This is a genomic window from Parabacteroides hominis, from assembly GCF_014287585.1.
GTDB classification, from domain to species: domain Bacteria; phylum Bacteroidota; class Bacteroidia; order Bacteroidales; family Tannerellaceae; genus Parabacteroides; species Parabacteroides hominis.
In genome coordinates this window covers 35537-62183 of record NZ_JACOOJ010000010.1, presented here as the reverse complement: position 1 = coordinate 62183, position 26647 = coordinate 35537, and the positions used below count along the sequence as shown (strand labels likewise).

Annotated in this window: 26 protein-coding genes; 11 read left to right on the top strand and 15 right to left on the bottom strand. The window is 41.2% G+C overall.

Annotated elements, in window-relative coordinates:
- Positions 1-239: 239 nt before the first annotated feature.
- Positions 240-2036: a translational GTPase TypA gene (typA, locus tag H8S65_RS07990; protein ID WP_186929464.1), complete on the bottom strand. Its 1797-nt coding sequence runs from the start codon at positions 2034-2036 to the stop codon at positions 240-242.
- Positions 2037-2207: 171 nt separating this feature from the next.
- On the opposite strand from typA, the gene rpsO reads away from it, so the two are divergent.
- The 8 genes from rpsO to H8S65_RS07950 all read left to right on the top strand — a co-directional run bounded on the left by rpsO (position 2208) and on the right by H8S65_RS07950 (position 9757).
- On the top strand, positions 2208-2477 hold the full coding sequence (gene rpsO, locus H8S65_RS07985; protein WP_186929463.1) for a 30S ribosomal protein S15: 270 nt from the start codon (positions 2208-2210) through the stop codon (positions 2475-2477).
- A gap of 158 nt (positions 2478-2635) precedes the next feature.
- Entirely contained in the window at positions 2636-3220 is a 585-nt protein-coding gene (locus H8S65_RS07980) for a helix-turn-helix domain-containing protein (protein ID WP_186929462.1), read from the top strand.
- Between the two features lie 12 nt (positions 3221-3232).
- On the top strand, positions 3233-4888 hold the full coding sequence (locus H8S65_RS07975; protein WP_186929461.1) for an AMP-binding protein: 1656 nt from the start codon (positions 3233-3235) through the stop codon (positions 4886-4888).
- A gap of 44 nt (positions 4889-4932) precedes the next feature.
- The gene (ahcY, locus tag H8S65_RS07970; protein WP_186929460.1) at positions 4933-6351 is read left to right on the top strand and encodes an adenosylhomocysteinase; all 1419 of its coding nucleotides are present in this window, start codon (positions 4933-4935) and stop codon (positions 6349-6351) included.
- A gap of 65 nt (positions 6352-6416) precedes the next feature.
- Positions 6417-7187, top strand: coding sequence for a class I SAM-dependent methyltransferase (locus tag H8S65_RS07965; RefSeq protein ID WP_186929459.1), 771 nt, complete (start codon positions 6417-6419; stop codon positions 7185-7187).
- Positions 7188-7798: 611 nt separating this feature from the next.
- Positions 7799-8377 (top strand): plasmid pRiA4b ORF-3 family protein, encoded by a 579-nt coding sequence (locus H8S65_RS07960; protein ID WP_186929458.1) that lies wholly within the window; start codon positions 7799-7801, stop codon positions 8375-8377.
- Between the two features lie 2 nt (positions 8378-8379).
- Positions 8380-8730, top strand: coding sequence for a hypothetical protein (locus tag H8S65_RS07955; protein ID WP_186929457.1), 351 nt, complete (start codon positions 8380-8382; stop codon positions 8728-8730).
- Between the two features lie 28 nt (positions 8731-8758).
- Positions 8759-9757, top strand: coding sequence for a glycosyltransferase family 2 protein (locus H8S65_RS07950; RefSeq protein ID WP_186929456.1), 999 nt, complete (start codon positions 8759-8761; stop codon positions 9755-9757).
- A gap of 127 nt (positions 9758-9884) precedes the next feature.
- On the opposite strand, the gene H8S65_RS07945 is transcribed toward H8S65_RS07950, so the two are convergent.
- The 4 genes from H8S65_RS07945 to H8S65_RS07930 are packed head-to-tail and all read right to left on the bottom strand — an operon-like array spanning position 9885 to position 15012.
- Positions 9885-12404 carry a YfhO family protein gene (locus H8S65_RS07945; RefSeq protein ID WP_186929455.1) on the bottom strand — a complete coding sequence of 840 codons (2520 nt, stop codon included), beginning with the start codon at positions 12402-12404 and terminating at the stop codon, positions 9885-9887.
- 25 nt (positions 12405-12429) lie between these two features.
- Entirely contained in the window at positions 12430-13191 is a 762-nt protein-coding gene (locus H8S65_RS07940) for a glycosyltransferase family 2 protein (RefSeq protein ID WP_186929454.1), read from the bottom strand.
- Positions 13192-13198: 7 nt separating this feature from the next.
- Positions 13199-13876, bottom strand: a complete 678-nt coding sequence (locus H8S65_RS07935; RefSeq protein ID WP_186929453.1) for a DUF4276 family protein — start codon at positions 13874-13876, stop codon at positions 13199-13201.
- Between the two features lie 5 nt (positions 13877-13881).
- Positions 13882-15012, bottom strand: coding sequence for an AAA family ATPase (locus H8S65_RS07930; RefSeq protein ID WP_186929452.1), 1131 nt, complete (start codon positions 15010-15012; stop codon positions 13882-13884).
- 116 nt (positions 15013-15128) lie between these two features.
- On the opposite strand from H8S65_RS07930, the gene H8S65_RS07925 reads away from it, so the two are divergent.
- The 3 genes from H8S65_RS07925 to H8S65_RS07915 all read left to right on the top strand — a co-directional run bounded on the left by H8S65_RS07925 (position 15129) and on the right by H8S65_RS07915 (position 16453).
- Entirely contained in the window at positions 15129-15485 is a 357-nt protein-coding gene (locus H8S65_RS07925) for a hypothetical protein (protein WP_186929451.1), read from the top strand.
- Positions 15486-15650: 165 nt separating this feature from the next.
- Positions 15651-16019: a hypothetical protein gene (locus H8S65_RS07920; protein WP_186929450.1), complete on the top strand. Its 369-nt coding sequence runs from the start codon at positions 15651-15653 to the stop codon at positions 16017-16019.
- A 269-nt stretch (positions 16020-16288) separates the two neighbouring features.
- Complete coding sequence (locus H8S65_RS07915) at positions 16289-16453, top strand: STAS-like domain-containing protein (protein ID WP_255489073.1); 165 nt, start codon at positions 16289-16291, stop codon at positions 16451-16453.
- 113 nt (positions 16454-16566) lie between these two features.
- On the opposite strand, the gene H8S65_RS07910 is transcribed toward H8S65_RS07915, so the two are convergent.
- The 10 genes from H8S65_RS07910 to H8S65_RS07865 form a co-directional block, all read right to left on the bottom strand.
- Positions 16567-17505, bottom strand: coding sequence for a glycosyltransferase family 2 protein (locus tag H8S65_RS07910; protein WP_186929449.1), 939 nt, complete (start codon positions 17503-17505; stop codon positions 16567-16569).
- Between the two features lie 2 nt (positions 17506-17507).
- Positions 17508-19184 (bottom strand): DUF6056 family protein, encoded by a 1677-nt coding sequence (locus H8S65_RS07905; protein WP_186929448.1) that lies wholly within the window; start codon positions 19182-19184, stop codon positions 17508-17510.
- Positions 19168-20382 (bottom strand): glycosyltransferase family 4 protein, encoded by a 1215-nt coding sequence (locus H8S65_RS07900; protein WP_186929447.1) that lies wholly within the window; start codon positions 20380-20382, stop codon positions 19168-19170. Before H8S65_RS07900 ends, H8S65_RS07905 begins: the two co-directional genes overlap by 17 nt.
- Entirely contained in the window at positions 20379-20507 is a 129-nt protein-coding gene (locus H8S65_RS20920; protein WP_255489072.1) for a hypothetical protein, read from the bottom strand. Before H8S65_RS20920 ends, H8S65_RS07900 begins: the two co-directional genes overlap by 4 nt.
- 213 nt (positions 20508-20720) lie before the next feature.
- Positions 20721-21458, bottom strand: coding sequence for a hypothetical protein (locus tag H8S65_RS07890; protein WP_186929446.1), 738 nt, complete (start codon positions 21456-21458; stop codon positions 20721-20723).
- Positions 21459-21719: 261 nt separating this feature from the next.
- A complete protein-coding gene (locus tag H8S65_RS07885; protein WP_186929445.1) occupies positions 21720-22700 on the bottom strand; it encodes a glycosyltransferase family 2 protein in 981 nt (326 codons plus the stop codon).
- Complete coding sequence (locus H8S65_RS07880; protein ID WP_186929444.1) at positions 22673-23611, bottom strand: glycosyltransferase family 2 protein; 939 nt, start codon at positions 23609-23611, stop codon at positions 22673-22675. Before H8S65_RS07880 ends, H8S65_RS07885 begins: the two co-directional genes overlap by 28 nt.
- Before the next feature lie 45 nt (positions 23612-23656).
- Positions 23657-24097, bottom strand: coding sequence for a GNAT family N-acetyltransferase (locus tag H8S65_RS07875; protein ID WP_186929443.1), 441 nt, complete (start codon positions 24095-24097; stop codon positions 23657-23659).
- Between the two features lie 186 nt (positions 24098-24283).
- Entirely contained in the window at positions 24284-25486 is a 1203-nt protein-coding gene (locus H8S65_RS07870) for an ATP-grasp domain-containing protein (protein ID WP_186929442.1), read from the bottom strand.
- Entirely contained in the window at positions 25483-26646 is a 1164-nt protein-coding gene (locus H8S65_RS07865) for a pyridoxal phosphate-dependent aminotransferase (RefSeq protein ID WP_186929441.1), read from the bottom strand. The genes H8S65_RS07870 and H8S65_RS07865 overlap by 4 nt, the downstream gene beginning before the upstream one ends.
- Position 26647 lies beyond the last annotated feature (1 nt).

Sequence of the window (26647 nt, the reverse complement as noted above, 5' to 3'; positions counted from 1 at the left end):
TTTCTCATCGGTATGAGAATCTTTTCCCATACCGATGAGAAACTTTTCCCCCGCTGATGAGAAACTTTTCTCATGCTGGTGAGAATAAATTCTCACGCTTTTAAAAAATGCCGAGAAAACCGTACGAAAAAATCGTTCCATAACGGAAGCGAGCGAATCTTTACAATATATTAAAGAAAAAGCCGGGAGTAAATGCTACTCCCGGCTTTTCGATATATTCTTTGTTTCAAAACAACTTCTTATCTTCCCTGACGCTTACGTTCGAGTTCATCAAGAATGATCTTGCGCATACGCATGCTGTTCGGGGTGATTTCCACATATTCATCACCTTTAATATATTCAAGGGCATCTTCCAGGCTGAACACCGTAGGAGGAGCCAGCGAAACTTTATCATCCGAACCGGAAGCACGCATATTCGTCAGCTTCTTCGATTTCGTTACGTTCACAACCAAATCATTATCTTTCGTATGCTCGCCAACTACCTGGCCGGCATATACCTCCTCCTGGGGAGCGATAAAGAAACGTCCGCGGGATTGCAGGTTGTTCAAGGCATAAGCATAGGCAGTGCCTGTTTCCATCGCGATGATAGAACCGTTCGTACGGCGTTCGATCTCACCCTTCCACGGTTGATACTCGAGGAAACGGTGCGCCATGATCGCTTCACCGGCGGATGCAGTCAGGACAGCATTGTTCAAACCGATAATGCCACGGGAAGGAATCGTGAACTCCAGATGCATACGGTCGTTCTTGCTTTCCATCATCGTCATTTCACCCTTGCGTTTGGTTACCATGTCGATGATACGGCTGGAACATTCTTCCGGCAGGTTGACTGTCAACTGTTCGACCGGCTCGCATTTCTCGCCGTTGATTTCCTTGATAATAACCTGCGGCTGACCTACCTGCAACTCGTAACCTTCGCGGCGCATGGTCTCGATCAGGACAGACAAGTGAAGGACGCCGCGTCCATATACCAGCCAGGAGTCGGCAGAGTCTGTCGGAATGACGCGCAAGGCGAGGTTCTTGTCCAGTTCTTTCATCAGACGGTCGTAGATATGGCGGGATGTCACGAACTTGCCATCTTTCCCGAAGAACGGGGAGTTGTTGATCGTGAACAGCATGGACATCGTCGGTTCGTCGATGGCGATCGTCGGCAGCGGTTCCGGATCATTGGCATCGGCAATCGTCTCACCGATTTCAAAACCTTCCACACCGATAATCGCACAAATGTCGCCGGACTGGACAGCCTCTACTTTCGTACGTCCCAGCCCTTCGAACACGTCGATTTCCTTGATCTTCGATTTCACCATCGAGCCGTCACGTTTGCAAAGCATGATGTCCTGCCCTTCACGCAGTTCGCCGCGATGCACACGGCCCACGGCGATACGGCCCACATATTTGGAATAGTCCAGAGAAGTGATCAACATCTGTGAAGAACCTTCCAGCACCTTCGGTTCCGGGATATACTGGATGATGGCATCCAGCAAAGCGGTAATATCTTCCTTCGGCTCTTTCCAGTCTTCCGACATCCAGCCCTGCTTGGCAGAACCATAGATCGTCGGGAAGTCGAGCTGTTCTTCCGTCGCATCGAGACTGAACATCAGGTCGAACACCATTTCCTGCACCTCTTCCGGGCGGCAATTCGGTTTGTCTACCTTATTAATAACCACAATCGGTTTCAGTCCCAACTGGATAGCCTTCTGAAGCACGAAGCGGGTCTGCGGCATCGGACCTTCGAAAGCATCGACCAGCAACAGGCAACCGTCGGCCATGTTCAATACGCGTTCCACTTCACCTCCGAAATCGGCGTGGCCCGGAGTATCGATAATGTTGATTTTATAACCTTTATAATTAATAGAGACATTTTTGGCAAGGATCGTAATCCCTCGTTCGCGTTCCAGGTCGTTATTGTCCAGGAACTGATCCGGCTCTGCCTGTCCTTCACGGAAAAGCTTACCGGCTAATAACATCTTATCCACGAGCGTTGTCTTACCGTGGTCTACGTGCGCGATAATCGCGATGTTTCTAATCTTTTGCATTGAAAACTAATTTATTGGCCGCAAAATTACAATAAATTTGCGAGAAGTATATGACATTGATGCTTCAAAATAAAAAAAGATGCATAAAAAGATTTGTCAATCGAAAAGGAATGTCTACCTTTGTCCCCGCTTAGATAACATAGTATTAATTTATTAAAGTACACAAGAATCATGTTTTTAGATTCAGCAAAGAAAAAAGAGATTTTCGAAAAGTATGGCAAGTCTGCGACCAACACAGGTTCTGCAGAAAGCCAGATCGCATTGTTCACAATCCGTATCGCACATTTGACAGAACACCTGAAGGTTAATCACAAAGACCATAGCTCCGAAAGAGCTCTGAAGATGCTGGTAGGTAAACGTCGTCGTTTACTGGATTATCTGATCAAGGTGGATATCGAAAGATACCGTGCCATCATCAAAGAGCTTGGCATCAGAAAGTAAGAAACAATTTCTTCGCAGGAAGTTACAAAAGGATGGTCTCTACGGGGATCATCCTTTTTTCTTTCACCAAATGCCTTTGTTTAATGAAAATTTAATGTAATTTTGCGCCGTTCTGTTACAAATTAAAAGATTCAATAAACAATAAACATATAATACTCATGGGAAACAACAAAATCATAGGAGCGAAAATCAAAAGCATCCGTGAATCCAAGCAACTTTCTACCCAGGAAGTATCTGAACGCTCAGGTCTGGGTATCGAACAAATAGAACGTATCGAGGGTAATATAGACTTCCCGTCTCTCGCCCCGCTAATCAAGATAGCACGCGTATTAGGCGTACGCTTAGGGACATTCCTGGACGACCAGGCCGAACTGGGTCCTGTCATCTGCCGCAAGAAAGACAGCAATGATATGAACGGCATCGGTTTCAGCAACAACGACAGCAAGGCGCGCAAGCACATGGAATACCATTCGCTGTCACAAGACAAGTCCGGCCGCCATATGGAGCCTTTCCTGATCGACGTCGCCCCGACTGAAGAAGGAGTGGATTTCGTTCTCTCCACACATGAAGGGGAAGAATTCATCTATGTGCTGGAAGGCATCCTCGAAATCAACTACGGCAAGAATACTTATATCCTGGAAGAAGGCGACAGCATCTACTACGATTCCATCGTCGCCCACCATGTACATGCCGCAGCCGACAACACGGCGAAAATACTCGGAGTCATCTACACCCCTTATTAATCGACAGTCCCTATGGAAATACAATTACAAGACAGGACGCTCGGCCAGTGGATGGAACATTGGGCCGAAACAACCCCCGACAAGGAATATCTGGTATATTCCGACCGCGACCTGCGTTTCACCTGGAAAGAATTCAACGAACGTGTGGACCGGATGGCGAAAGGCATGCTTTCGATCGGGATCAAACATGGCACGCATGTCGGTATCTGGGCGACCAACGTCCCGGACTGGCTCACCTTCCTGTATGCCGCCGCCAAGATCGGGGCTGTGGCCGTCACCGTCAATACGAACTACAAGCAGAGCGAACTGGAATTCCTGGTAGAAAATGCCGATATCCATACGATGTGCATCACCGACGGCGTGTTTGACGGCAGTTATGTCGACATGATGTACACCATGCTGCCCGAACTGAAAGAATCGCAACGCGGCTACCTGAAGAGCAAACGTTTCCCGAAACTGAAGAACGTAGTTTACATCGGGCAGGAGAAATACAGAGGGATGTACAACACTCCCGAACTGTTGCTTTTAGGTGAAAACGTAAGCGACGAGACGCTGGTGGAAGCCAAAAAGCTGGTGACCCCGCACGATGTCGTGAACATGCAATATACTTCCGGCACGACCGGTTTCCCCAAAGGGGTCATGCTGACGCACTATAACATTGCCAACAACGGGCTGCTGACGGGCGAACACATGAAGTTCACGGCAGACGACAAACTATGCTGTTGTGTGCCTCTGTTCCACTGCTTCGGCGTCGTGCTCGCTTCCATGAACGTCCTGACACATGGATGCACTCAGGTTATGGTCGAGAAATTCGATCCGCTGGTCGTACTCGCCTCCATCCACAAGGAACGGTGTACGGCTCTCTACGGCGTGCCGACCATGTTCATCGCCGAGCTCAACCACCCGATGTTCAGTATGTTCGACCTGACTTCCCTCCGCACCGGCATCATGGCAGGCTCCCTTTGCCCCGTGGAACTGATGAAACAAGTGGAAGAAAAAATGTTCATGCGTGTGACCAGCGTATACGGATTGACGGAAGCATCGCCCGGCATGACGCATTCGCGCATCGACGATCCGGCGGAAGTCCGTTACAATACGGTGGGGCGTGACTACGAATTTACCGAGGTCCGCGTGATCGATCCGGAAACGGGCGAAGAATGTCCGGCAGGCGTACAAGGTGAAATGTGCAACCGGGGCTACAACACCATGAAGGGCTATTACAACAACCCGGCTGCGACAGCCGAAGTCATCGACAAAGACGGCTTCCTGCACAGCGGCGACCTGGGCGTGAAAGACGAGAACGGCAACTACCGCATCACCGGACGTATCAAGGATATGATTATCCGTGGCGGAGAGAATATCTACCCCCGCGAGTTGGAGGAATTTTTCTATCACCTGGAAGGGGTGAAAGATGTACAGGTTGCCGCCGTTCCATCCAAGAAATACGGAGAGGAAGTCGGAGCCTTTATCATCCTGCACGAGGGCGTTACCATGACGGAAGACATCGTCAAGGATTTCTGCCGCGGAAAGATCGCCCGGCATAAGATCCCGAAGTATATATTCTTTGTCGACACCTTCCCCATGACCGGCAGCGGAAAGATCCAGAAGTTCAAACTGAAGGATTTAGGTTTGAAGTTATTGGCCGACCAGGGAATCACTCCGGTATGATTTTTTTTATTACCTTTGCGGCATTAACATTTTAGTATCAATTTATGTCACAATTATTTCCAACTAATCTGCCTTATAAAGTAGCAGATATGAGTTTGGCTGAATTCGGTCGTAAAGAAATCGAAATCGCCGAACACGAAATGCCGGGACTTATGGCGCTTCGCAAGAAGTACGCCGATCAGAAACCTCTGAAAGGAGCTCGCATCACCGGCTCACTGCACATGACGATTCAGACCGCAGTGTTAATCGAAACATTAGTTGCGTTGGGAGCAGATGTTCGCTGGGCAAGCTGTAACATCTTCTCTACACAGGACCACGCTGCCGCAGCCATCGCTGCCGATGGTGTTCCCGTTTTCGCCTGGAAAGGTGAAACACTGGAAGAATACTGGTGGTGTACCGACATGGCGCTCCGTTTCCCCGACGGCAAAGGTCCGCACATGATTGTGGATGACGGCGGCGACGCTTCCCTGCTGGTTCACATGGGTTACCGTGCAGAGAACGATGCCGAAACGATCAACCGCAAAGGTGGCAATCACGAAGAACAGGTCATCCTGGATACCTTGAACCGCATCCTGGCTGAAGACAATACCCGTTGGCACCGTACGATCGCCGAAATGAAAGGCGTTTCCGAAGAAACGACTACCGGCGTGCACCGTCTGTACCAGATGATGGAAAAAGGCGAACTGCTGGTTCCGGCCATCAATGTCAACGACTCCGTCACAAAATCGAAATTCGACAACCTGTACGGTTGCCGCGAATCACTGGCCGACGGTATCAAGCGCGCAACCGACGTGATGATCGCCGGTAAAGTCGTGGTAGTTGCCGGATACGGCGACGTAGGTAAAGGCTGTGCCCACTCCATGCGCTCTTACGGTGCGCGCGTATTGGTGACGGAAATCGATCCGATCTGCGCTTTGCAGGCTGCAATGGAAGGTTTCGAAGTGACCCCGATGGAAGAAGCTGTCAAGGAAGGTAACATTTTCGTTACGACTACCGGCAACTGCGATATCATCACCATCGAACACATGACGCAGATGAAAGACCAGGCCATCGTTTGCAACATCGGCCATTTCGACAACGAAATCCAGGTCGACAATCTGGTGAACTACCCGAACATCAAGCACACCAACATCAAACCGCAGGTCGACAAATATACATTCCCGACAGGCAACTCCATCTTCCTGCTGGCGGAAGGCCGCCTGGTGAATTTGGGTTGCGCGACCGGCCATCCCTCTTTCGTCATGAGCAACTCCTTCACAAACCAGGTCTTAGCCCAGATGGATTTGTGGACAATGCCTTACGAAGTCGGTGTCTACCGCCTGCCGAAACGCCTGGACGAAGAAGTTGCCCGCCTCCACCTGGAACGCATCGGCGTCAAACTGTCCACTTTGACACAAAAGCAAGCCGATTACATCGGTGTACCGGTTGAAGGGCCTTATAAGGCTGAACATTACAGATATTAATATATCTGAGGGTGTGCCCAAAAGTATAATGGCTTTTGACACACCCTCATTTTTATTTCGTAGATATGCAAAAAAGACACGCTAACAGACAACTATATTTCAACGAACAAAGTATTACGACACAAAAATATGTAATACCTTTCATTGAAAAACATAAACCGGTAACAGCTGATTCCCATATTCTTGAAATTGGTTGTGGAGAAGGAGGAAACATAAAACCCTTTCTGGATCTCGGTTGCCAGGTAACGGGTATCGATATCAACGGAGGCCAGATTGCGATTGCAAAAGAAATCTACAGCACACATCCCAACAACAAAAACCTGACACTGATCTGCGAAGATATCTACAAAGTAACAGAACTGAACAACAAATTCGATATTATCATTATTCGGGATGTGATAGAACACATCCCAAACCAAGAATTATTCTTGCCTTTTATAAAGAGGTTCTTAAGTCCCCACGGCGTTATTTTCGTAGCTTTCCCTCCCTGGCAGAATCCGTTCGGAGGTCACCAACAGATTTGCAACAACAAGTTCCTAAGCCATTTGCCCTGGTTCCACCTGTTGCCCCGCCCCGCATATAAAAAAGTGCTGGAATGGGGGAATGTCAATCCCGGAGGACTTTTGGAAATCAAAGATACCGGCATTTCACTGGAACGTTTTCTCTCGATCGTGCACAAAGAGAAATACCGGATAGCCGAAGAAATCCTCTATTTCATCAACCCGAATTACGAAACGAAATTCAATCTCCATCCTCGAAGACTATGGAGATTCCTGAATATCCCATATATCCGTAATTTCTATACAACCTGCGGATATTACATTTTAACAGACTGACTAAAATCGCAAGTTCTACACATTAGCCACCATAAAGCTATGTTTGAGGATTTGAACCCATAAGGTTCCACTAAAGACAGAGATAGTGGCTTTTGGGAAAACTGTCGGCAGCTTTTCCCAAAAGAATGCTTGTCGTTTTCCCAAAAAGGGTATAGGCTTTGCCCAGACAGGCTATACCCTTTTTACTTGTACCCTATACCTTTTTACCGGATAGCCTATAGGCTGTTTTTTATAGGACGGGAACCAAAAAAATACGGCTCGTGAAGTATTTTTTCAAATAGCCTTCACCTTCACAAGGCCTGAAACCTTTTAATGTACAAACCTTTGCTGTGAACCCTGACGTGAAAGCGGCTTTTTTGCAAAAAGGTAAAGAAGCCTGCCCGAATAGACAAGAGGCAGTCGCTAAACTCCTTGTTCAAGCCAGGTGAAAGGCCGTCTTTTCTACCGAATATTCAGCCTTCACAGCAAGTCGTTACAGGACAAAGGTTTACAAGCGATGTGAATGTGAACCCTAATGCAATTTTTCCTTGATCTTTGGTATAATTATCCAAACAAAATGTTACTTGAACAACACAAAAGAACTATCTTTGTGTACGTAATATATACATCTTATGGTATACCTATTCAAAATCAAACTCAAAGGGATTACCAAACCTCCGGTTTGGCGAAAGGTTTCCGTTCCGGAAAATTTCACATTCCTGCAATTTCACCAAGTGATACAAACAATTTTCGGTTGGTGCGGCTATCATCTTTTCGAGTTCAAAGACAAAGAATACCCTAGTAGCTTCCGTATTGCAATTCCTCGCGAAGACGATTTCGATCTCTTCACTAAAGCATACGATGCCTCAGAGACCAAGCTGTCAAAAATCTTTTCAGAAAATGTAAAGAAGCTTTTGTATGTCTATGACTTCGGCGACGATTGGGTACATGAAATAACATTGGAATCCATTTCCGAGGAAAAACACAAAAACGCTTATTGCATTTCCGGTAAAGGGGCCTGCCCACCGGAAGATTGTGGGGGCATATATGGTTACAAGCATCTGAAACAGGTGTTTCAAACAACGCCTGACAGCGAAGAGACCCAAGAATTAAGAGAGTGGCTGGGACTGGATGATGACGAGGATTGGGACGCGGACTTTTTCTGCGCAGAAGAGAAAGAAGATATAAATTGCGACTTGAAAGACATTTAAATATGACAAACAAAAACTGCAATATCCCGGATCTGTTGATAACCGAAATTGCCCAAGAGATCGACATGGGCATGGTTTGTTTTATCAATCCGGAGACATTAGAATTGGAATCCATATTAGAAAACTCGTACATCTATGAAGATACGGAAGAATTCAACCAGGAGATTTTCGCAAAAGTAAACAAATGGAAGAAATACATACATATTGAGCCATTAGAGTCTCGTGAATCATTCCTAATCATGGAAAAATTCATTAAATGCTGCATACCAGACAAAGACCGTTTCAAAGAGGAGCTATGGAATGCCATATCCCGTCCGAAACCTCTCACGCCTCCGGTAGACCCTGATTTTTAATTTTTCAACTATATCAAATTAATGGAGTATGATATTCCCCCTTTTATCCCTTATCATCCCTGTCTACAACCGTCCCAACGAGGTAGAAGAGTTGTTGGACAGTCTTACGCGGCAGAGTGAAACAAACTTCGAAGTCGTCATCGTCGAAGACGGTTCGAAAGAGACTTGCCAGCATGTGGTCGAGGCTTTCAAGGATAAGTTGACTGTTTCCTATTTCTATATTCCGAACGGTGGTCCGGGCAATGCCCGCAACTACGGGGCGAAGCAGAGCACAGGCGATTACCTGATCGTTCTCGATTCGGATTGCATCCTGCCACCCGATTATATCCGATCGGTAAACAATGAACTAAAGGAGAGCGGAGCGGACGCTTTCGGAGGACCGGACAAAGCCTCTGACAGCTTTACGGATGTGCAGAAGGCCATCAACTACTCCATGACCTCCTTCTTTACGACAGGCGGTATTCGTGGCGGAAAAAAGAAGATGGATAAGTTCTATCCCCGCAGTTTCAACATGGGAATCCGGAAAAGCACATACGAAGCGTTAGGCGGCTTCTCCCCCATGCGTTTCGGGGAAGACATCGATTTCAGCATCCGTCTGTTCAAGAACGGCTACAAAGTATGCCTGTTTTCCTCAGCTTGGGTATATCACAAGAGACGTACGGACTGGCGCAAGTTTTTCCGTCAGGTCTATAACTCCGGCATCGCCCGTATCAACCTGTATAAAAAATATCCCGACTCGCTTAAACCGGTGCATTTATTACCGGCAGCCTTCACTTTAGGAGTAGCTCTTTTCCTGATCGGAAGCCTCTTCTGTGCTTGGAGTTTATTGCCGCTCGGCCTTTTCTGTTTGCTGATCTTTGTGGATTCTTCGATTCAGAATAAAAGTATTAAAATCGGCTTCCTGTCGATTATCGCCTCCTTTATCCAACTGTTAGGATACGGTTGTGGATTTTTAGATGCTGCCTGGAACAGATTGGTTCTGAAGAAAGAAGAGTTTTCAGCATTCCAGAAAACGTTCTATAAATAAAACTAACATAATTCAGGCACGGATTACACGGAAAACACGGAAAGAAAATAAATTTATCCGTGTAAATCCGTGAAATCCGTGCCTGAAAAATTGTGATAAAGGAGTTTTGACACACTCCCCTACGATATTATTCTTTACTCTTTTCCCAATATTTCCATCCTGACCAACCGATCGCAGCAATCAATAATAACAGGATCAGGAACGAGCTGTAGGTAGAGACATAAGCAGCCGTCACATAACCGGACGGACGGAACTCGAACACAATCGTATGTTCGCCAGCCGGCACACGCATACCGCGCAAGATCCAGTCCGCACGGAAGTGGGGCACTTCCGTGCCGTCGATCGTTGCTTTCCAACCCGGTTGGTAATAGACTTCGGAGAAGACAGCCAATTGTTCTTTATCCGCTTTACTCTTATAGGTCAGACGGTTCGGACGGTATTCTTCCAACACAATCGTTGCGGTAGAATCTTTCTGCGGGACAAATCCTTCCAAATCTTTCTGGAAACGTTTGTCCACAACCGCCGTTTCCAACGGGTCGATCGTATTCAAGGCCTCTATCTCGGCATCCGCATTATCCACCATGTCCAGCTTGTCCACAAACCAGGCATTCCCGAATGCATACGGATTCTTCAACGGCTGCTGTTCCGGGTTATAAATGATATAGCGAGTATTCAGCATGTTCAAAGAAGGACAAGCAGCCAGCGCGGACATCACATCCTCGACCGTCTGTGCTTTCTGCAAAGCACCGATAATCCCACGCAACTCACCGTCCAGCCGATGGTCGATCAACTCCTGATAACGGCGCAGCTTGACGGCATGATACCCCCCGATAGAATGATGATAGTAGGAAGTATTCGTTTCCTGCCACGGGTTATTGATGTTCAACACGCGGAAAGTCGAACCCGTATCCTGTAAAATCACTTTATCGGCTACCGTTTCCTTATACATCTCCGCCGGTTGTTGTTTAATAAAATTACTGTCATTCAGATAACGGCGGTCCACCGTCCAAAGATCTGTCAAAATAAGAACTGCCACACCTGCACTCACGAAAGTCGCCACAGTCTTCTTGTCTTTCGCTTTCCAGAACCAGACAAGCAACCCGGCTCCTAACAGGATGAAGACCAAAGAACGCAACGCGTCAGCCGAGGCCAGTGAAGCACGGTCCATCAACAAAGCCGTATAATACCACTCCGGAACCTGGTTTTGGAACTGCGCATCGTATGCAGACCGGAAATCCAACAACAAGGAAGGCATCAGCCAAAGGATAACACAAAGGCCTCCGGTCAGCCCCAAAGCCCAAAGGAATCCTTTTTTCAAACGAGCCTCCTCTACTTTTTCAGCCAAAATTTCCCGTAATCCCCAAATAGCAACGATCGGAAATACCAATCCCGGTATCACCAACGCCATCTCGACCGTACGGAACTTATTGTACAAAGGCAGATAATGGAACATCAGGTCGTTGAAAGAATCGAAATTACGTCCCAACGCAAGGAATGTCAGGAACACCGATCCTGCCAACAGCCACCATTTCATCGGATTCCGGATCACGAACATTCCTAAGACGAACAGGAAGCAGACCAAAGCCCCGAAATAGACCGGCCCGGAAGTGAATATCTTATCTCCCCAATAGGTATAGGTTTGTACTTCTTTCCCCACCTGAGCCCCGTTTTTCTTCAACTCCTTGTATAACTCGGAAGAACTGTCCAACGTTCCCCCCGAACTACCGCCATAGGTATTCGGAACCAAGACGGTCATCAACTCTTTCCAACCGTAACTCCATTGAAAAGCATAATCCTTATCCAAACCGGTAGAAGCCTTTTCCACTTTCCCCGATGCATCCGGTTTCGGCGTCAATTCCGAAGCTCCACGGATGGAATGCTGCCCCAAATCCCAATTGGAATACATTCCTTGTGCGTTAGGCAATACAGCCAATACGACACAAGCCAGCATAATCAGGGAAGTTTTCAGCCATTCACGATACGCTTTCTCCCTGATCTTTTTAATCGCATACCCTAAATAGATCAGTACACAAAGCAGTACCAGGTAATAGGTGATCTGGATATGCCCGTTCGCCAGAGACAAGGCTACCCCTAACAAGAACAAGACGGCTCCCCACAGATAGGAGCGCCTGAAAAGCAAAGCCATACCGGCCAACGTCAACGGCATATAACCAATCACATAGGCTTTCACGATATGCCCCGCCTCAATAATAATGATATTATAAGATGCGAATGCAAAAGCGAATGCCCCGGCAATCGCGAGCCACCAGTTTACTCCCATGACGCACATCAGCAGGTAGAAGCAGACCAATCCGACGAATACCATAGCCGCATCGCCATACCCCACCTTTTTCAACCAACCATCCACAATCGAATAAGAAGGCATACTCGGTGCTGCCTGGCCATATCCTGTCACATACGGCATCCCTCCGAACATCGCATCCGACCAGGCACTGAACTCACCCGGCTGTGCCGTCTTGGCATATTGCTCCATCTGGCTATGCCCCATTCCGGTCGCCTTGATATTATCACCTTGCATGATTACTTTCCCATCAAACACCGCCGGTGAAAAATAGACCATCACCAGTCCCAAAAACAAGATCAGGGCAACAACGTGTTTCCCCCACTGCTTTAGCAAATCCTTCATATATGTCTCATTAAAATTCATACTATCAAACCCGCCCCTTCAAGCATTTGGCCGCATAAAAACGGACGGCGAACCACCCATGGAGCAAAACCGTAACAAAAGTACCATAATATTTGCACATAATCGCATATCTCTCTCGCAATGATACCTTTCTTTGCGTCGTACTCGTTCCGCCGTCCAGGAAGTCGGACAGGGTGAGATGCGTATTGCAAAACGAACGTGCCTGCTTCATGCAACGGATACACCAGTCGAAATCGGCAGAATAGCGATACTGCAAATCATATAACGGGGCAACCGTACGCTTTGGTATAAACGACTGGTGGCAAACCAACATCCCCATCCGGAAACTCTTCCACGAGAGCTTCCGCGGAGCCCTGAGACGTCGCAATCCCAACGACCGCCTTTCCTCGTCCACGATATTCGTCTCCCCATAGATGATATCCGGCAAAGCCTTCCTCTTCTGCAGCCTGGAAACGACCGACTGGACCGTATCGGAAGAACAGAGAGAATCGCCGGCATTGATAAACCAGACATAATCTCCCGTCGCCTTTTGAAGCCCCTTGTTCATGGCGTCGTATATCCCTTTGTCCGGTTCGCTCACCCAATAAGCCAGCCCCGATTCATACTGCTTGATTATATCCACCGTCCCGTCCGTCGAACCGCCGTCTATCACGATATATTCGATATTCGGATAGGACTGGCTCAACACGTTCAACAACGTCTGCTCCACCAGACGCACGGCGTTATAGGTAATCGTTATGATTGAAAATGTAGGTTGTAGCATCAAATATTCTTTATTTCTTGTAATTTATCATATCACAAAGATTCAGAAATTCTCTGAAAGAAGAGATATGGTTCGTTTCCTCATTTCTTTTGATTAATTCCGTCAAAAAATGAGCTTCACATATCTCCCCCGGATTCCTTTTTGAATAAGAAATATTTCGTTCTTCAAACATTTCTCGCAAATAAGCGACATGAAACTGTGCCCTTGTCATGCGCTCCTCCAAAGCCGGCATTTCTTCCGGATCCCCTTCCGATACATTATAAAACCGAATATACCGACATAGCTCCGGACTTTGCGGCTGCCTTTTAAATAACTTACGATTTCCTAAAAACCAGGTTTCAAAACAAGGATTCTGGACAACAATCACTAATTCGGCATTTTGCAATATACACTGTTCCCGTTTCAGATATGTATTTATTTCATCGATCCTGGATTGTACTGTTTCTTCTTCCGCATCCAAACACAAGACAAGATACCGGAATTTCGAAATCTCGTTCACCTCATCTATTGCATTCTTTAAATGGGACAATAAAGAAGGATAACCCTCTCCACTAATCAGATAATAGTTGTCATCAGAGACATCTCCTGCTATATTTACTTTTTTCAAATGAGGAGTCAGAATAGACAGCCATGCCGGATAAACTTTCTTTTCCGTACGCTTTCCTTCAACCAGAATATAAACATTCATATCGCCTATTCCACTCCTTCCGTAAACTCGTCCAACTGCAACAATTGTATAAAGGCATCATGCTTGGACTGTCCGATCTTATAATCGCTCGCATTCTTAACAACGACAGTTCCAGCTTTTCGTGTAACGATCTTCCAATTCCGATACGGGATATTATTGATTATATAAGGGTGATGGCTGGTAATAATGAATTGTACATCCCGTTCGGAAGCTACCAGATCTTCCGTCAACTCATCCATACAATTCACGCCCAAACTATTTTCGAACTCATCAATCAAAATAACGGCGCCATCCTCGCAAAGATACAACTCCGCTACCTGCAACAGACTTTTCAACATGCCCGAAGAAATCATCGGCTGTAAAATCCAATCTTTTACTCCTTTTTCTTTCAATTGGATCACCGGATAATCTCCTATGGCATCTGAAGAAATACCGGGCACCACTTCTACTTTTATTTGTTCGACTTGAGGGAATATATTGATAAAACGACTTTGTATTTTTTTGAATTCATTTTTATCTGTGTAATACAACAAACATAATTTTATTTCCGTTCCCAAACCTGAATGGCGGATTTCATCAACAGATTTAAAATGTAATAATAAAGGCTCCAATAAAGACTTTCCCAAAATAGTCAAAGAAACGCTTTTTGTATTAAAAACCAATTCTCCGATTTTAGCAAAGCCATCAAAGACTGGAGACACAACAGGCTCTTCCTTCAACAGCGCAACCACACTCTGCTCCGAAGGCAACTTTACAATCTGATTCCCATTAAAAAAAATCGTCTCAGGAGAGCGATCTATCAACAAATTATCTTCTTTCCACAATTTTTCTTGCAAGAACGCATATTTATCCTTTTTCTCCGATGCTATATCATCCAACTGAATTTCATTCCGACTCCCGAACTCTCCACTCCAAACGTACTCTTCCTCATCTATCGTCTCAAACACGACACTCCATTTAAGACCATTAAAAGACTCTCCTTTTGCAATCCTCTTCAATTTCTTGATCGCATTCAGTATCTGCGTTTTTCCCACACCAGAAGCACCGACTAACAATGTCAGTTTGTCATTAAAACTCAATGAGTCAAAATGCCAGTTCCGGGATTTATCTTCAAAACTTAAAGTCTTTATCCGCATATCCGCTATCGTTTTATTGTACTATACCACCACATCCCTCTCCAACCGCATTGTCACACGTGAGAGGTGGGATTTTTGTTTTGCGAGCAAAGATAACAAAGATATTCGTTCTTCGTATGAAAGACAGAGAGATAAATCGCTCTAAGCATTACGGCGCCTATACCCTTTTGACCGGCCTTTTGGTTGAAGACGAAAAACGGCTTCACATTCACCTATACTCCGGAATATATCTCCAAGATCACCCGCAGCTGGTCAGCCGGACACTTCCCATTACTCCCGAACCCTATACCGACAAGGGAGCAAAAGACAAAAAAATTACAATGGAAAACATGTGCCAATTAACGGGAAGTTTGTGCTATCTTGGAGTCTCTTTATATAAAAGCGGCAAGGGAGTGCCGCCTGTAACAAGCGACACTCCCATTTCCCACCTTTTTTTCATAATTAAAGCTTTGTCATGTTCGTGTTTATCGTAAAAAGAAAACCAAAAAATTTGAATTTGTATCGACAAACCGACATCAGTCTTCCCTTATGATGATTTTCATTGGAAAACATGACAAAGTAACGCACTTATAACCATATATCCTATTTTTGATACCGTTATTATTTAGAAAATGATATGTTTGAGAACATATTTAGACATGCAACATACGTTACGTCTTGTTCCAGTTAAAAGGCAAAAGTATCGAGTTGGGCGTCCTTATCCTTCTCTCCTGCCTGAAAAACAACCGGATACCTCCCCGCATCCCCAAGAAAACCATCCCCCCACCCCTTCCCACGCCAACAAGCCGCTCTCAGCGGACTGGCTGAGACAGATCGCTACTATCAAGAATGAATATAAGAAAGCAAATTATCAAAAACAAGTAACTTTTGTTTTTAAGGATACATTGTTTCCTGAATTATTTCAACCTATTCATGTTATTACAATAGCATGTTTAATTGAATTTTTAGTTAATGTAGAGGGATATACTAACGGATATCGATGCTTTGAAAAAGTCTATCGAGGTTGATTTTACAGTTGGATCTAAGGTTCGTAATAGAGGAAAAGGCCTGGATAATATATTATCGTGTGCTGATGTTGTAAGAATAATTTGTAATAAAGCTCGTTTATTAAAGAAGCATGAAGTAAAATTGATAATATTGATTTTGATTTTAACGGGACGTTGATATATTTCGAATTATATTTAGGAGATTTGAAGGAAGAAGAAATTTTAGACGAGTTTGATTTTTAACTAAATAAAAAGAGGATACTATATGTACAATTAAACTTTATGATGTGATGGAAGGTGTGTCTTCTTTGCCTTCCATGTTTTTGAATGTTTCAATTGGTAAGTTTATCGATGAGTTTGGCTTTGAAACACTTAAAAAGAAGATTTCATTTGCAAAGATAACAAAATTGCAAGCTGAACGACTAACTGATTATATCAGTAGGTATAAAAGATAATTAGCTGTTTTCACCAGTCTTTTTAAAGCTCCCTTCGGGGGGCTTTTTTGTATCCATAAACAGGATGTTATGTAAGCCCCGATAATGCCCCGTAACGTGTACACTCACAATACTTAATTCAAGAACTTCTCAATATTATACCTGGGCCTTTCTTTTACTTCCAAATATATCTTACCGATATATTCACCGACTATCCCGATCGCAATCAAAATTAGACTACCTAAAAACCATACGGATAACATCAGCGAAGCCCATCCTGCCACTGTCTCCCCATTAAAATAGACATATAATGTATAAACAACCGCCACTAAGCTACACAATAAAAACAAAAAACCAAGAGATGCTATTAACCGTAATGGCTTAACCGAAAAAGAAGTAATTCCATCTATTGCAAAATTGAACATTTTACTCAACGGATATTTGGATTCACCGGCAAAGCGTTCACTCCGCCTATAATAAACAGATGTCGTTTCATATCCAATCAATGGGACGATTCCTCTCAGAAACAAATTCCGTTCTTTATAATTTCCCAATTGCTCCACAGCACGCCGACTCATCAAACGATAGTCAGCATGGTTATAAACAGACTTTACTCCCAACCACGACATCAACTTATAAAAAGCCAATGCTGTATTCTTTTTAAAGAAAGTATCCGAATCTCTTGAACTACGTACACCATAAACAATATCGTATCCTTCCTTATATCGATCCACCATCTCTTCAATGACACTGACATCATCTTGCAAATCGGCATCAATTGAAATCAGAACATCCGCATATCCTTTTGCCGTCATCAGACCAGCCATTAACGCATTTTGATGTCCTACATTCCCGGCTAAATTCAATCCTTTCACATAAGAATTCCTATCATGTAAAGACTCTATAATCGTCCAAGTCATATCTCGACTACCATCATTGATGTACAAAATAAAACTGTCAGACGATATTTTCCGCTTTTCGACCAAAGAGTCCAAAACAGCACTCAAACGAACTGTTGTCTCTTGAAGAACAGGTTCTTCGTTATAGCAAGGGACGACGATTGATAATCTCATAATCATTTATTTGGAATAAATTCTATCTCAACAACTTTCACACCCAAATCCGTTGCATAAGGCTTATCGATCAGAAGATAATAATTTCCTAAACGATCTTTGAGTTTAGTTATGGCTGAACCATAGGGTAAATTACTATTAGGATTTAACCTTTTAATATAAGATCGTATCGGTTTTATATACCACGGTATATTTATTGAGTCCATATTAAATTTATAAGAAACGTTCATGGACTCATAATCTTTCGAATCGTTTCTGTTCAATGGCATAACATAAAAATCAGTGCCAGGAATTGTATAAAAATCACCTTCAATAGAAGAAGTCCTATTTTCAGGTCGGCAAAAAGATCCATTCAAATACAACTGTTCATAAGCGATCTGTGGTAAAACAATCAAGCGGTCTTTCCGAATATAATATGGCAAATAGCAGTTTAAATAATAATGCGCATTATGAGTGAAAAAATAAGGATGAACAAAACGATTCATTTCATGAGTAGAAAACCATGTGGAATTACGTTTATAGTCCGTCGGTATCACTCCATCTCCACTATTCCGATATTCCTTAAAAACAGACTGATATAATTCATAATTTTTCATACAAGCGTTTAATGAACATGCATAATCCGGAATGAACAGACACAAAACAGTCAGTAAAAAGTATATTTTATATTTATAGAACAATTCCCCATAATCTACAAAATACTTAACAATCAAAATAATCGAAAATAATTCCACAAAAAAAGTTTGCCTTATAGACTGTAATCCAATAAGGCAACCGAATAGAAACTCAAAGAATGCGATACCTAAAAGTATCGCATTCTTTTTAAGGATTTCCTTAAAAAGATCTCGTTTTCGGATATACAAATATAAAAGGATAAATATTAATATCCAAAACATCTTAATATACAACGCAAAACGAACACGAAGCATTATAAAAGACATCAAATCAAAACTACTCATTCCTCTCATCCAAATACCAGGAGAACTAAATACCAATAAAGTTCCACACCAAAACCCCAAAGTCAAAGGCACTACATTTCCTTGGAATTTCCTCCGATGAAAACAAAAATAAAGAAATAGACATCCGGAAACCCCGACAGTCAATCCTTCATGTACCCATCCGGCAAACACTCCGGCAAAAAACAGGACAGGATATCCCCATGCCGGAATATCCATTGTATCTATCTTGAAAAAGAAATACAAGAATAACAGCACAAAGCAGGAAGCCCATAAATAACAAACACTTCCAGACATCCATAACAATGTTTCCCCCGGTACAGGTAATAAAAACCAAAATAATAAAAACAAAGTCGATACAATATAATGTCGATTTTTCTTTTGACCAATAAACGATGCACTAACCCACAAAAAAAGTAAAAAGATCAACGCATTAAACAGATTAAACGAATCACGTCCAAGCAACCCTGCAAACAACTGTTCTATAAATTGTACAGGAGTCCGTCCATTAGAGACAAAATAATGGTTATATTGCGAAATAACAATATCATACAAATTCATAATTGGAGATGAAATGTTCGCCCCATTTCTATCATACATATAAGCAAATGAAAAATCATCTGCCATTAAAGGAGTATAAACAGATAACAGATAAAAAAGAATACCTATTACTCCATAAGAAAAAGCTAAATAATATTTTCCTGTCTTATAATTTCCCATCATTTTTACACAATATATTTTGATACAATGCCAAATATTTTCCAGCAATCACTTCATCCGTATAATTCTCCTGTACTTTCTTCACACAAGCATCCGAAAGAGCCTGCCGATCTCCATGCTCCAAAACCCATTGGATACCATTAGCAAGGTCGTTGGCATCCTTATAGTTGGTGACATAGCCATTTATCTTGTGGTCGATCATCTCCGGGATACCACCGATTTCAAATCCGACACAAGGAGTTCCACATGCCATCGATTCCATGATTGTGTTCGGGAGATTTTCCTCTAAGGAAGAAGTGATAAATATATCGACAGCATTATACAAAGCTACGATTTTAGATTCATCCGACAAATAGCCCATCGAATGGATCGGCACGGGAAAAAGACCTCGGATATCATCTTTCACTTGGCCGAAAACGACAAGTTCCACATCCTGCTTCTCTATTTTCCTTAAAGCCGCAATCAAATAATCAATCCCCTTACGCTTGTCTGTAACGTTCAGTGCCCCAAATAACAGAAGTTTCTTTCCAGAAGGCAGCCCCAATAACTCACGAGCCGTACCCTGATCCATCGGATGATAAACCTCCGTATCGATAGGATTAGGAATAGACAGAACCGTCTTATCCTGTAGCAGATAACTTTTTTTTGCCCTGCCTGACAGCCATCGACTACAACCGACAAAGGTTATATTGGCATCCTTATATAAAGATAATTTTTTATCAAAGACAGAAGTCGAGAGATCCTTACCTTTCGACTTTAAGAAGAAACAAGACTCACATCCAGTCTGGAACTTTTCACAATCTCTCGCATGATGACAAATGCTTGTACAAGGCCACATATCATGCATAGTCCATACGATAGGCTTGTTCAGTTTCACCAATGCTTCTATATCCTTTAACGAAAGAAAACCCTGATTAATCCAATGAAAATGGATAATATCAGCTTCTTTTACCGAAAGATTCCCGGACAGATCCGTTCCGGTATTGGCGATGGAAACCGCAAATAGATTCTTACGGTTTAAATGGTTACATAAAAAAATAATCAACCGCTCCCAATAGAATCGGAAACGGTTCAACCAGGTATCATCACGTACAAGCTTATTGACCTGTATTCCGGCTTGTTTTAAAGCCTTACCTAAACGTCCGGCGGCTACAGCCGCACCTCCGGTACGTTCGGATGTGTTTAAGATTACAATTTTCATTCTCCAGACTTTACAATCCAATATCCATTCTTACGCGCTCCCAATCTTTCAATAAGACCTTTATCTTTCAATCGTTTTATTATTTTATGGACATATTGTTCCGTCAAATTTAAACGGACGAGCAAATCCGATTGACGAACTTAAAGTTCCAAGCGAATCAAGTCATATATTTTCTGCTCCATTTCTGTAAGCTCATTTATCCGCTCATTTGAGAAGTTCAAATATAAAAAACCATTTTAAATTCATACAACAGGAGCCGGTAAACCCTCTGCCACACACTTATCTATAATTCGTTGCGTTCCCCGTACCCTACTTTCATAATATCAGCAATCATATTATTATATAACCTTGAAATATGATAGCTCTTTCATCATATCATTTACTCGGTATGCCCAAGAAGAAAATTTTAATGCTACAGAATAATTCCTATCTACCATATCCTGATAAATTTCTATATTATTCAATATTCTCAAAAGTTGTTCACCCTCATTACCCCACTCTACTTCTATAACAGGATTATATCCTATCAAATTTATCAATTCAAAAGGTGCTCTGCCAACAATTAGACAACGACTCAACATACACTCCCAATAGCGTTGAGTCAAAGTTTCTATTTTACCTGTCATATTTTGATGTGTATCACATCGTGGAAAACAAATAACAATCTTAGAATTACTTAAACCTGACACCAACGCTGAAAAAGATGGAAAAACATATTGATTATTCCTATTATAAAGAAATTTTATTCCATCCATTTTTATTATTTGATCATGATATAACGAGTTTTTACGACCTAACTCTAACACATCAATTTCTCTATTCATTAAAATATCACCTTTCTGATAAACCCAGGGATTTATTCCTTCAGGTACAAATACAAACTGTGTATTTAACATCTCACGAGATAACTCATTACAAACCAAAGAAGAAGATATAAAACATTTCTCTATATGCAATATTCTCACCATCTGCAAAACATTTTTCCAAGTATTTGGCCAACAATCCCATATATAAGGAATAATATTATACTTATAACAAAATGGGAACACATCATCTAAGCAAGTTCCCCCACCCATTGGAATTATTAAATATTTACTTTTTCTTCTACTCACCTGTAGAAGAAAAAGTAAAATATATTTTACTTTTTCTTCTACTCACCTGTAGAAGAAAAAGTAAAATATATTTTACTTTTCGAGGCAATATAGAAAATACATAATTGATAACATTTCCATTTTTCAATAATAATCTTACCCCTTTATCACCCCATGCATCACTAAACCAATTCATATAATATAAGGCTTCACACTTCATATACTTAAGTACAAATAACTTATCCATCAGTATTTACCTATCATCATTTTTATTTTCTCTTGATATCTGCGAGAAAAAATATTCAAAAACAATCTATAATAGCAATCCAAATTTAAAAAACCCATAGGTAAAGTTCTCGTCCATTCTTGTACTGCTTCAATCTTTCTTCCCGAAGAAACAAGCATTACAAATCGCATTTTGTGCCACAGGAAACAATAACTTTTCAGTCCTTTTACATGTGGATATGACAAACATAATTTTCTCAGTAATTCACATCCTATATCATCATTAGGTGAAGGTAAAGCGTTTTCTTGATACGACCCCGTCTCATAACTTTCCGGCAATCGATTGTAAACAGATAAGGCTTTTCGATAATAAGCAATTTTATATCGACAAGCCAATTGAGCCCAAGTTAAAATATCTTCTCCCATTTTCATTGCCGGAAACCCTCCAATAGAAGAAATTGCCCTCTTACTTACCACAATTGAAGATGTCCACAAAGGAGGTCTTCCTAACATTGACATTACAAAATAATTATCTACAATACCATCTATCGAATCAAAAGTAAATCCTTTTATATCTGCTTCATAAAACTTATCAGGTTCCCTATAAGCATATAACGTTGCGAAAACATCACACATGGGATATTTCACAATCAACTCATTAATACGATATAAAAAATCAGGCATCCACTCATCATCTGCATCCAAAAAGGCAACATATTCACCTTTGGCCTCTTGTATTCCCCTATTTCGAGCCGAAGAAACACCTCCATTAGGCTTATTGATCAACCGAATATTCGGTTGATCAGATAGAGATTCTCTATCTGATATGAATTGAGAAACTATCCCTACACTTCGATCTGTGGATCCATCATTAATCACTACAACCTCAAAATCAGTAAAAGTCTGTTTTGTCACAGATTCTAATGTTTTCAAAACAACTTTTTCTTTATTAAAAAGAGGAATAACCACACTAATCAAAGGTACCTTTTTATTTTCTTCCATAATCTATGCACCCATGTATATTTCAACCATTTCGCCAACAGCCCACCATTAATCTTATCTTGAAACTTTCGATGATTGTGAAGTAGTTCTTCATTATATCCATTAAATGGAATAAACTTTGTCGGTTGATTTCTTGTATCCAACTCAGGTTTTGCCCACCAAACTTCCTTATTACCACAATGTTCACCTGTCCCATCGAATCCCCAATTTTGTGTTTTGGAAACAACAGGAAACACTGAACACATATCGTGTTGGAACATATGATAATAAACACGTAAATCCCCCGCTACAATTTCTTTCCGAGAATCAGCTTGCAAAATACCTTTGATATAAAAACCAATAGAAATGAAAGCTTTATACTTCTTCGAATCTTTTTTCAATTCAGAAAATCGATCAAAATAGTCATGATTTACCGATTCCCAACGGTCTTTCCAAGTAGCAATTCCCCATGGAGAATTACATGGATAAAAATATACATCTCCTTCATAATCTTTTGGCAAAAGAAAAGGAGCTTTAAAACCACAGATTGAGAAAATTCGTTCATCATCTTTATAAAACTCTAACGCACTATTCATATATTGGAGAAAATCAGATGATACAACAATATCATCTTCAAGTGAAATAAAAGAGTCATAAATTTGAAGTATATTTTGATATGCTAAACGGATTGATTTATTTCCCCCCAGATTTTTTTCACGAAATACAGGATAAACCTTTTTAAATCCTGTAATACCATTAATATAGGATCGAACTTCATCAATCAGAGGAATATGTTCCTTCTTATATGCAGCATCCGAAATCACATACAATTCGCTGTAACGAGCCAATTCATTTCTTTGTAAAGACTCAATACATCTTTTTAAATGATCCAGACGATCATAAACACTTATTATAATTGGTGCATATTCCATTATGCTACATTTTATAATTAAAACTTATCCATAATACATTTGATCTCAAATCTCTTTTACCATAAAAAAACGTTCACTCGAATCATTATCTATTATTTTGAATCCACAATTACAATAACTATTAATAGCAGAAATATTACTTTTCAATACTTCAAGTTTCATCAATGTGTATCCGTTTAAAGATACTTTTCGCTCTAAGAAATCATACATCTCCTTAAATAGACCTTGACCTTTATAACCACCAAGCAAACTTACATGAGTAATATAACAAAGAGGAGGTCTATTCATATAAAAAGCTATCATACCAATTAAATTTCCAGATAGAGTTCTACAAGTTATAAAATCTGCCAAATTTGATATTTTTTTCGCTCGACTTTCTAAAAAATGATCATCATTGAAATCAGGAAAATCATTAGTTGTTAAAATGAAGAAATCTAAAACATCTTTCAAATCCAATCGTTCCATTTTGATAATAATTCTATTCATGCTACCCACTCTTTATTTCAAATCTCATAAGTTTTAATATCATTATAAGAGTAATTGGAAGTCAAATATGGCTAATGCATTCAATGGTTTCCTCTGTAAATTTTAAACCTCTTTTACTAATTCACAATACACTACCATTCTTTTTCTCAGCACACACCAAATATCAACCAATCCTGCATTTATGAATTATTCCCCTACAATTACCCGAACAAAATTATCCATATAACGAATCATGTCAAGCATCTGTTCTGTATCATTATATTTGACAATCAAAGTCCCCAATGCATCTTGTGCGTCCCGAAACTTATGAACTTGATCTCCCTTTTTTATATCTGTAACAAATTCTACCAAATTATTCTTCTTAAAACTGTCTTCAAAAACAGTATCTACATATTTACCTGTCTCATTTGCATGAACCATATAATTGGACCAACATCCTTTAGGCAATCTCATATGAAGATCACTACAGTCTTCCCCCATAGCAGCCTTTATAACATAAGTCACTAAATTTACTCCTGTTGTGTATTCTGTAATTTGAGGAATTAGACTTCCTCCACTTCGAGCACCTAATTCCAATATATATATATTATCATTCTTATCAACAATAGCTTCTACATTATATGCCGTAGATTCCATTCCTAAAAGAGATATCAATCTTTGCAAATCAGAATGTAAACGAGAAACTATTGAATCATCCATCAAAAACGGCCAACATTCTCCCAAAGGAGCAAAATCCTTACTTACTTTATTACTATAATATTCATTTCCAAAACAATGAAAAACCAATTTTCCATCAACACTAAAAGCATCCCCAGATATTTGATACCCTTTCTTTTCTATGAACTCCTCAATTAAAAAACGCTTATCGCGAGAATAACTTAATGCATCATCCACAAAGGTTTTCAGCTGGGCTACATCTGCCATTTTATTAATGCCCTTGCTCCCTGAAGAATCAACAGGTTTGACCATAACCGGCAACTTAAATTTATCTACTGCAGACAAAGCCTCTTCATAGGAACAAAAACCTTGTGCTTTAGGAACATTAAAACCATTATCGGCTAAAAACTGTCTAAACAGATCCTTTTTGGATAAGATTTCTACAGATTTATATGGACTTGTCGGTAATCCTAATTTTTCACAAACATAAGCAGCCGTTGGTGCAGCCGGATCAGAGGCATACGCAACAACACCATCCACTTGCAATCTTTTAGCTAATTCTAAAACTGCATTCTTATCAGTCGTACTAACATTATAATATTCATGTGCATATTTATGTCCTGGATTATTCGGCAGATAATCACAAGATATGACATAATATCCTAAACGAACTGCCTCTTTTATTGCATATACTTGATAAAGAGAACCACCAAGCATTAATACTTTTTTCATAAAGACAATTGGTTTATAAAAGTTTGTATTCTTTTTATACCTTCTTGAATTTTATCTTCTCCCAAAGTAAAAGCCATCCGGACATAATTATCACAGCTCCTACCATATGTTATTCCAGGGACAACAGCTACATGAACTGCTTTTAATAAAGCAATCGCAAACTCTTCCGATTTCATTCCTGTCTCAGATATGTCAACCATTAAATAGAAAGTAGCCTCAGGAGCCTCACAAGAAAGTTTTGAAATTTTATTTATACCATCAACAAAAATATTTCTACGTTTGGTAAAAATATTTACCATATCTGCAGAATAATCACTCTCTCCACTTAATGCTTCAATAGCCGCATATTGGGAAGGTAAAGGTGCACAGGCCGCAACATTCTCTTGCAATTTTGTCATGGCGGCAATTACTTCTGCAGGAGCTAAAACGTAACCAATACGCCATCCTGTCATGCAGAATTCTTTTGAAAGACTATTTACTAATATAGTTCTTTCACGCATCCCTTCTATTTCTACAATACTTTTAAATTTAGAATCACCATAAATCAAACATTTGTAAACCTCATCTGAAATGATGACTAAATCATATTGTTTAGCTAAAGCGGCCAATGCTTCAATTTTCCCAACAGGAATTATCTTTCCTGATGGATTAGATGGAGTATTGATAATAATAACTTTAGTTTTATCAGTTATTGCTTCTTCGACATCTTCAACCTTAAACCCTAATTTTTCTCCATCAAGATTATCCACTATAATCGGTTTTGCATGGCACATCTGCACCATTTGCTCATAATTCACATAATAAGGAGCTGGTATTATTACTTCATCTCCTGGGTTTAAAAGAGAAAGCAAAGAAAGATAAAGACCTTCCATCGCTCCCACTGTTACTATTATTTCGCTTAAAGGAAGATAATCAAGACCTTCTTTTCTTTTATAATATTGGCTAATAACCTCACGAAGTTCCAATAATCCCGCATTCTGAGAATAGCGAGTTTTCCCTTCTTGAATAGCTCTACATCCTGCATTTTTTATAGCTTGATGAGGAGGAATATCCGGATCACCTAAAGTAAAATCAATAACATCATCATAGGCTTTTGCCAAATTAAACAGATGTCTTGTCAGAGAAGGTTTTATAGATTGTGCGATATCAGATAGATACATA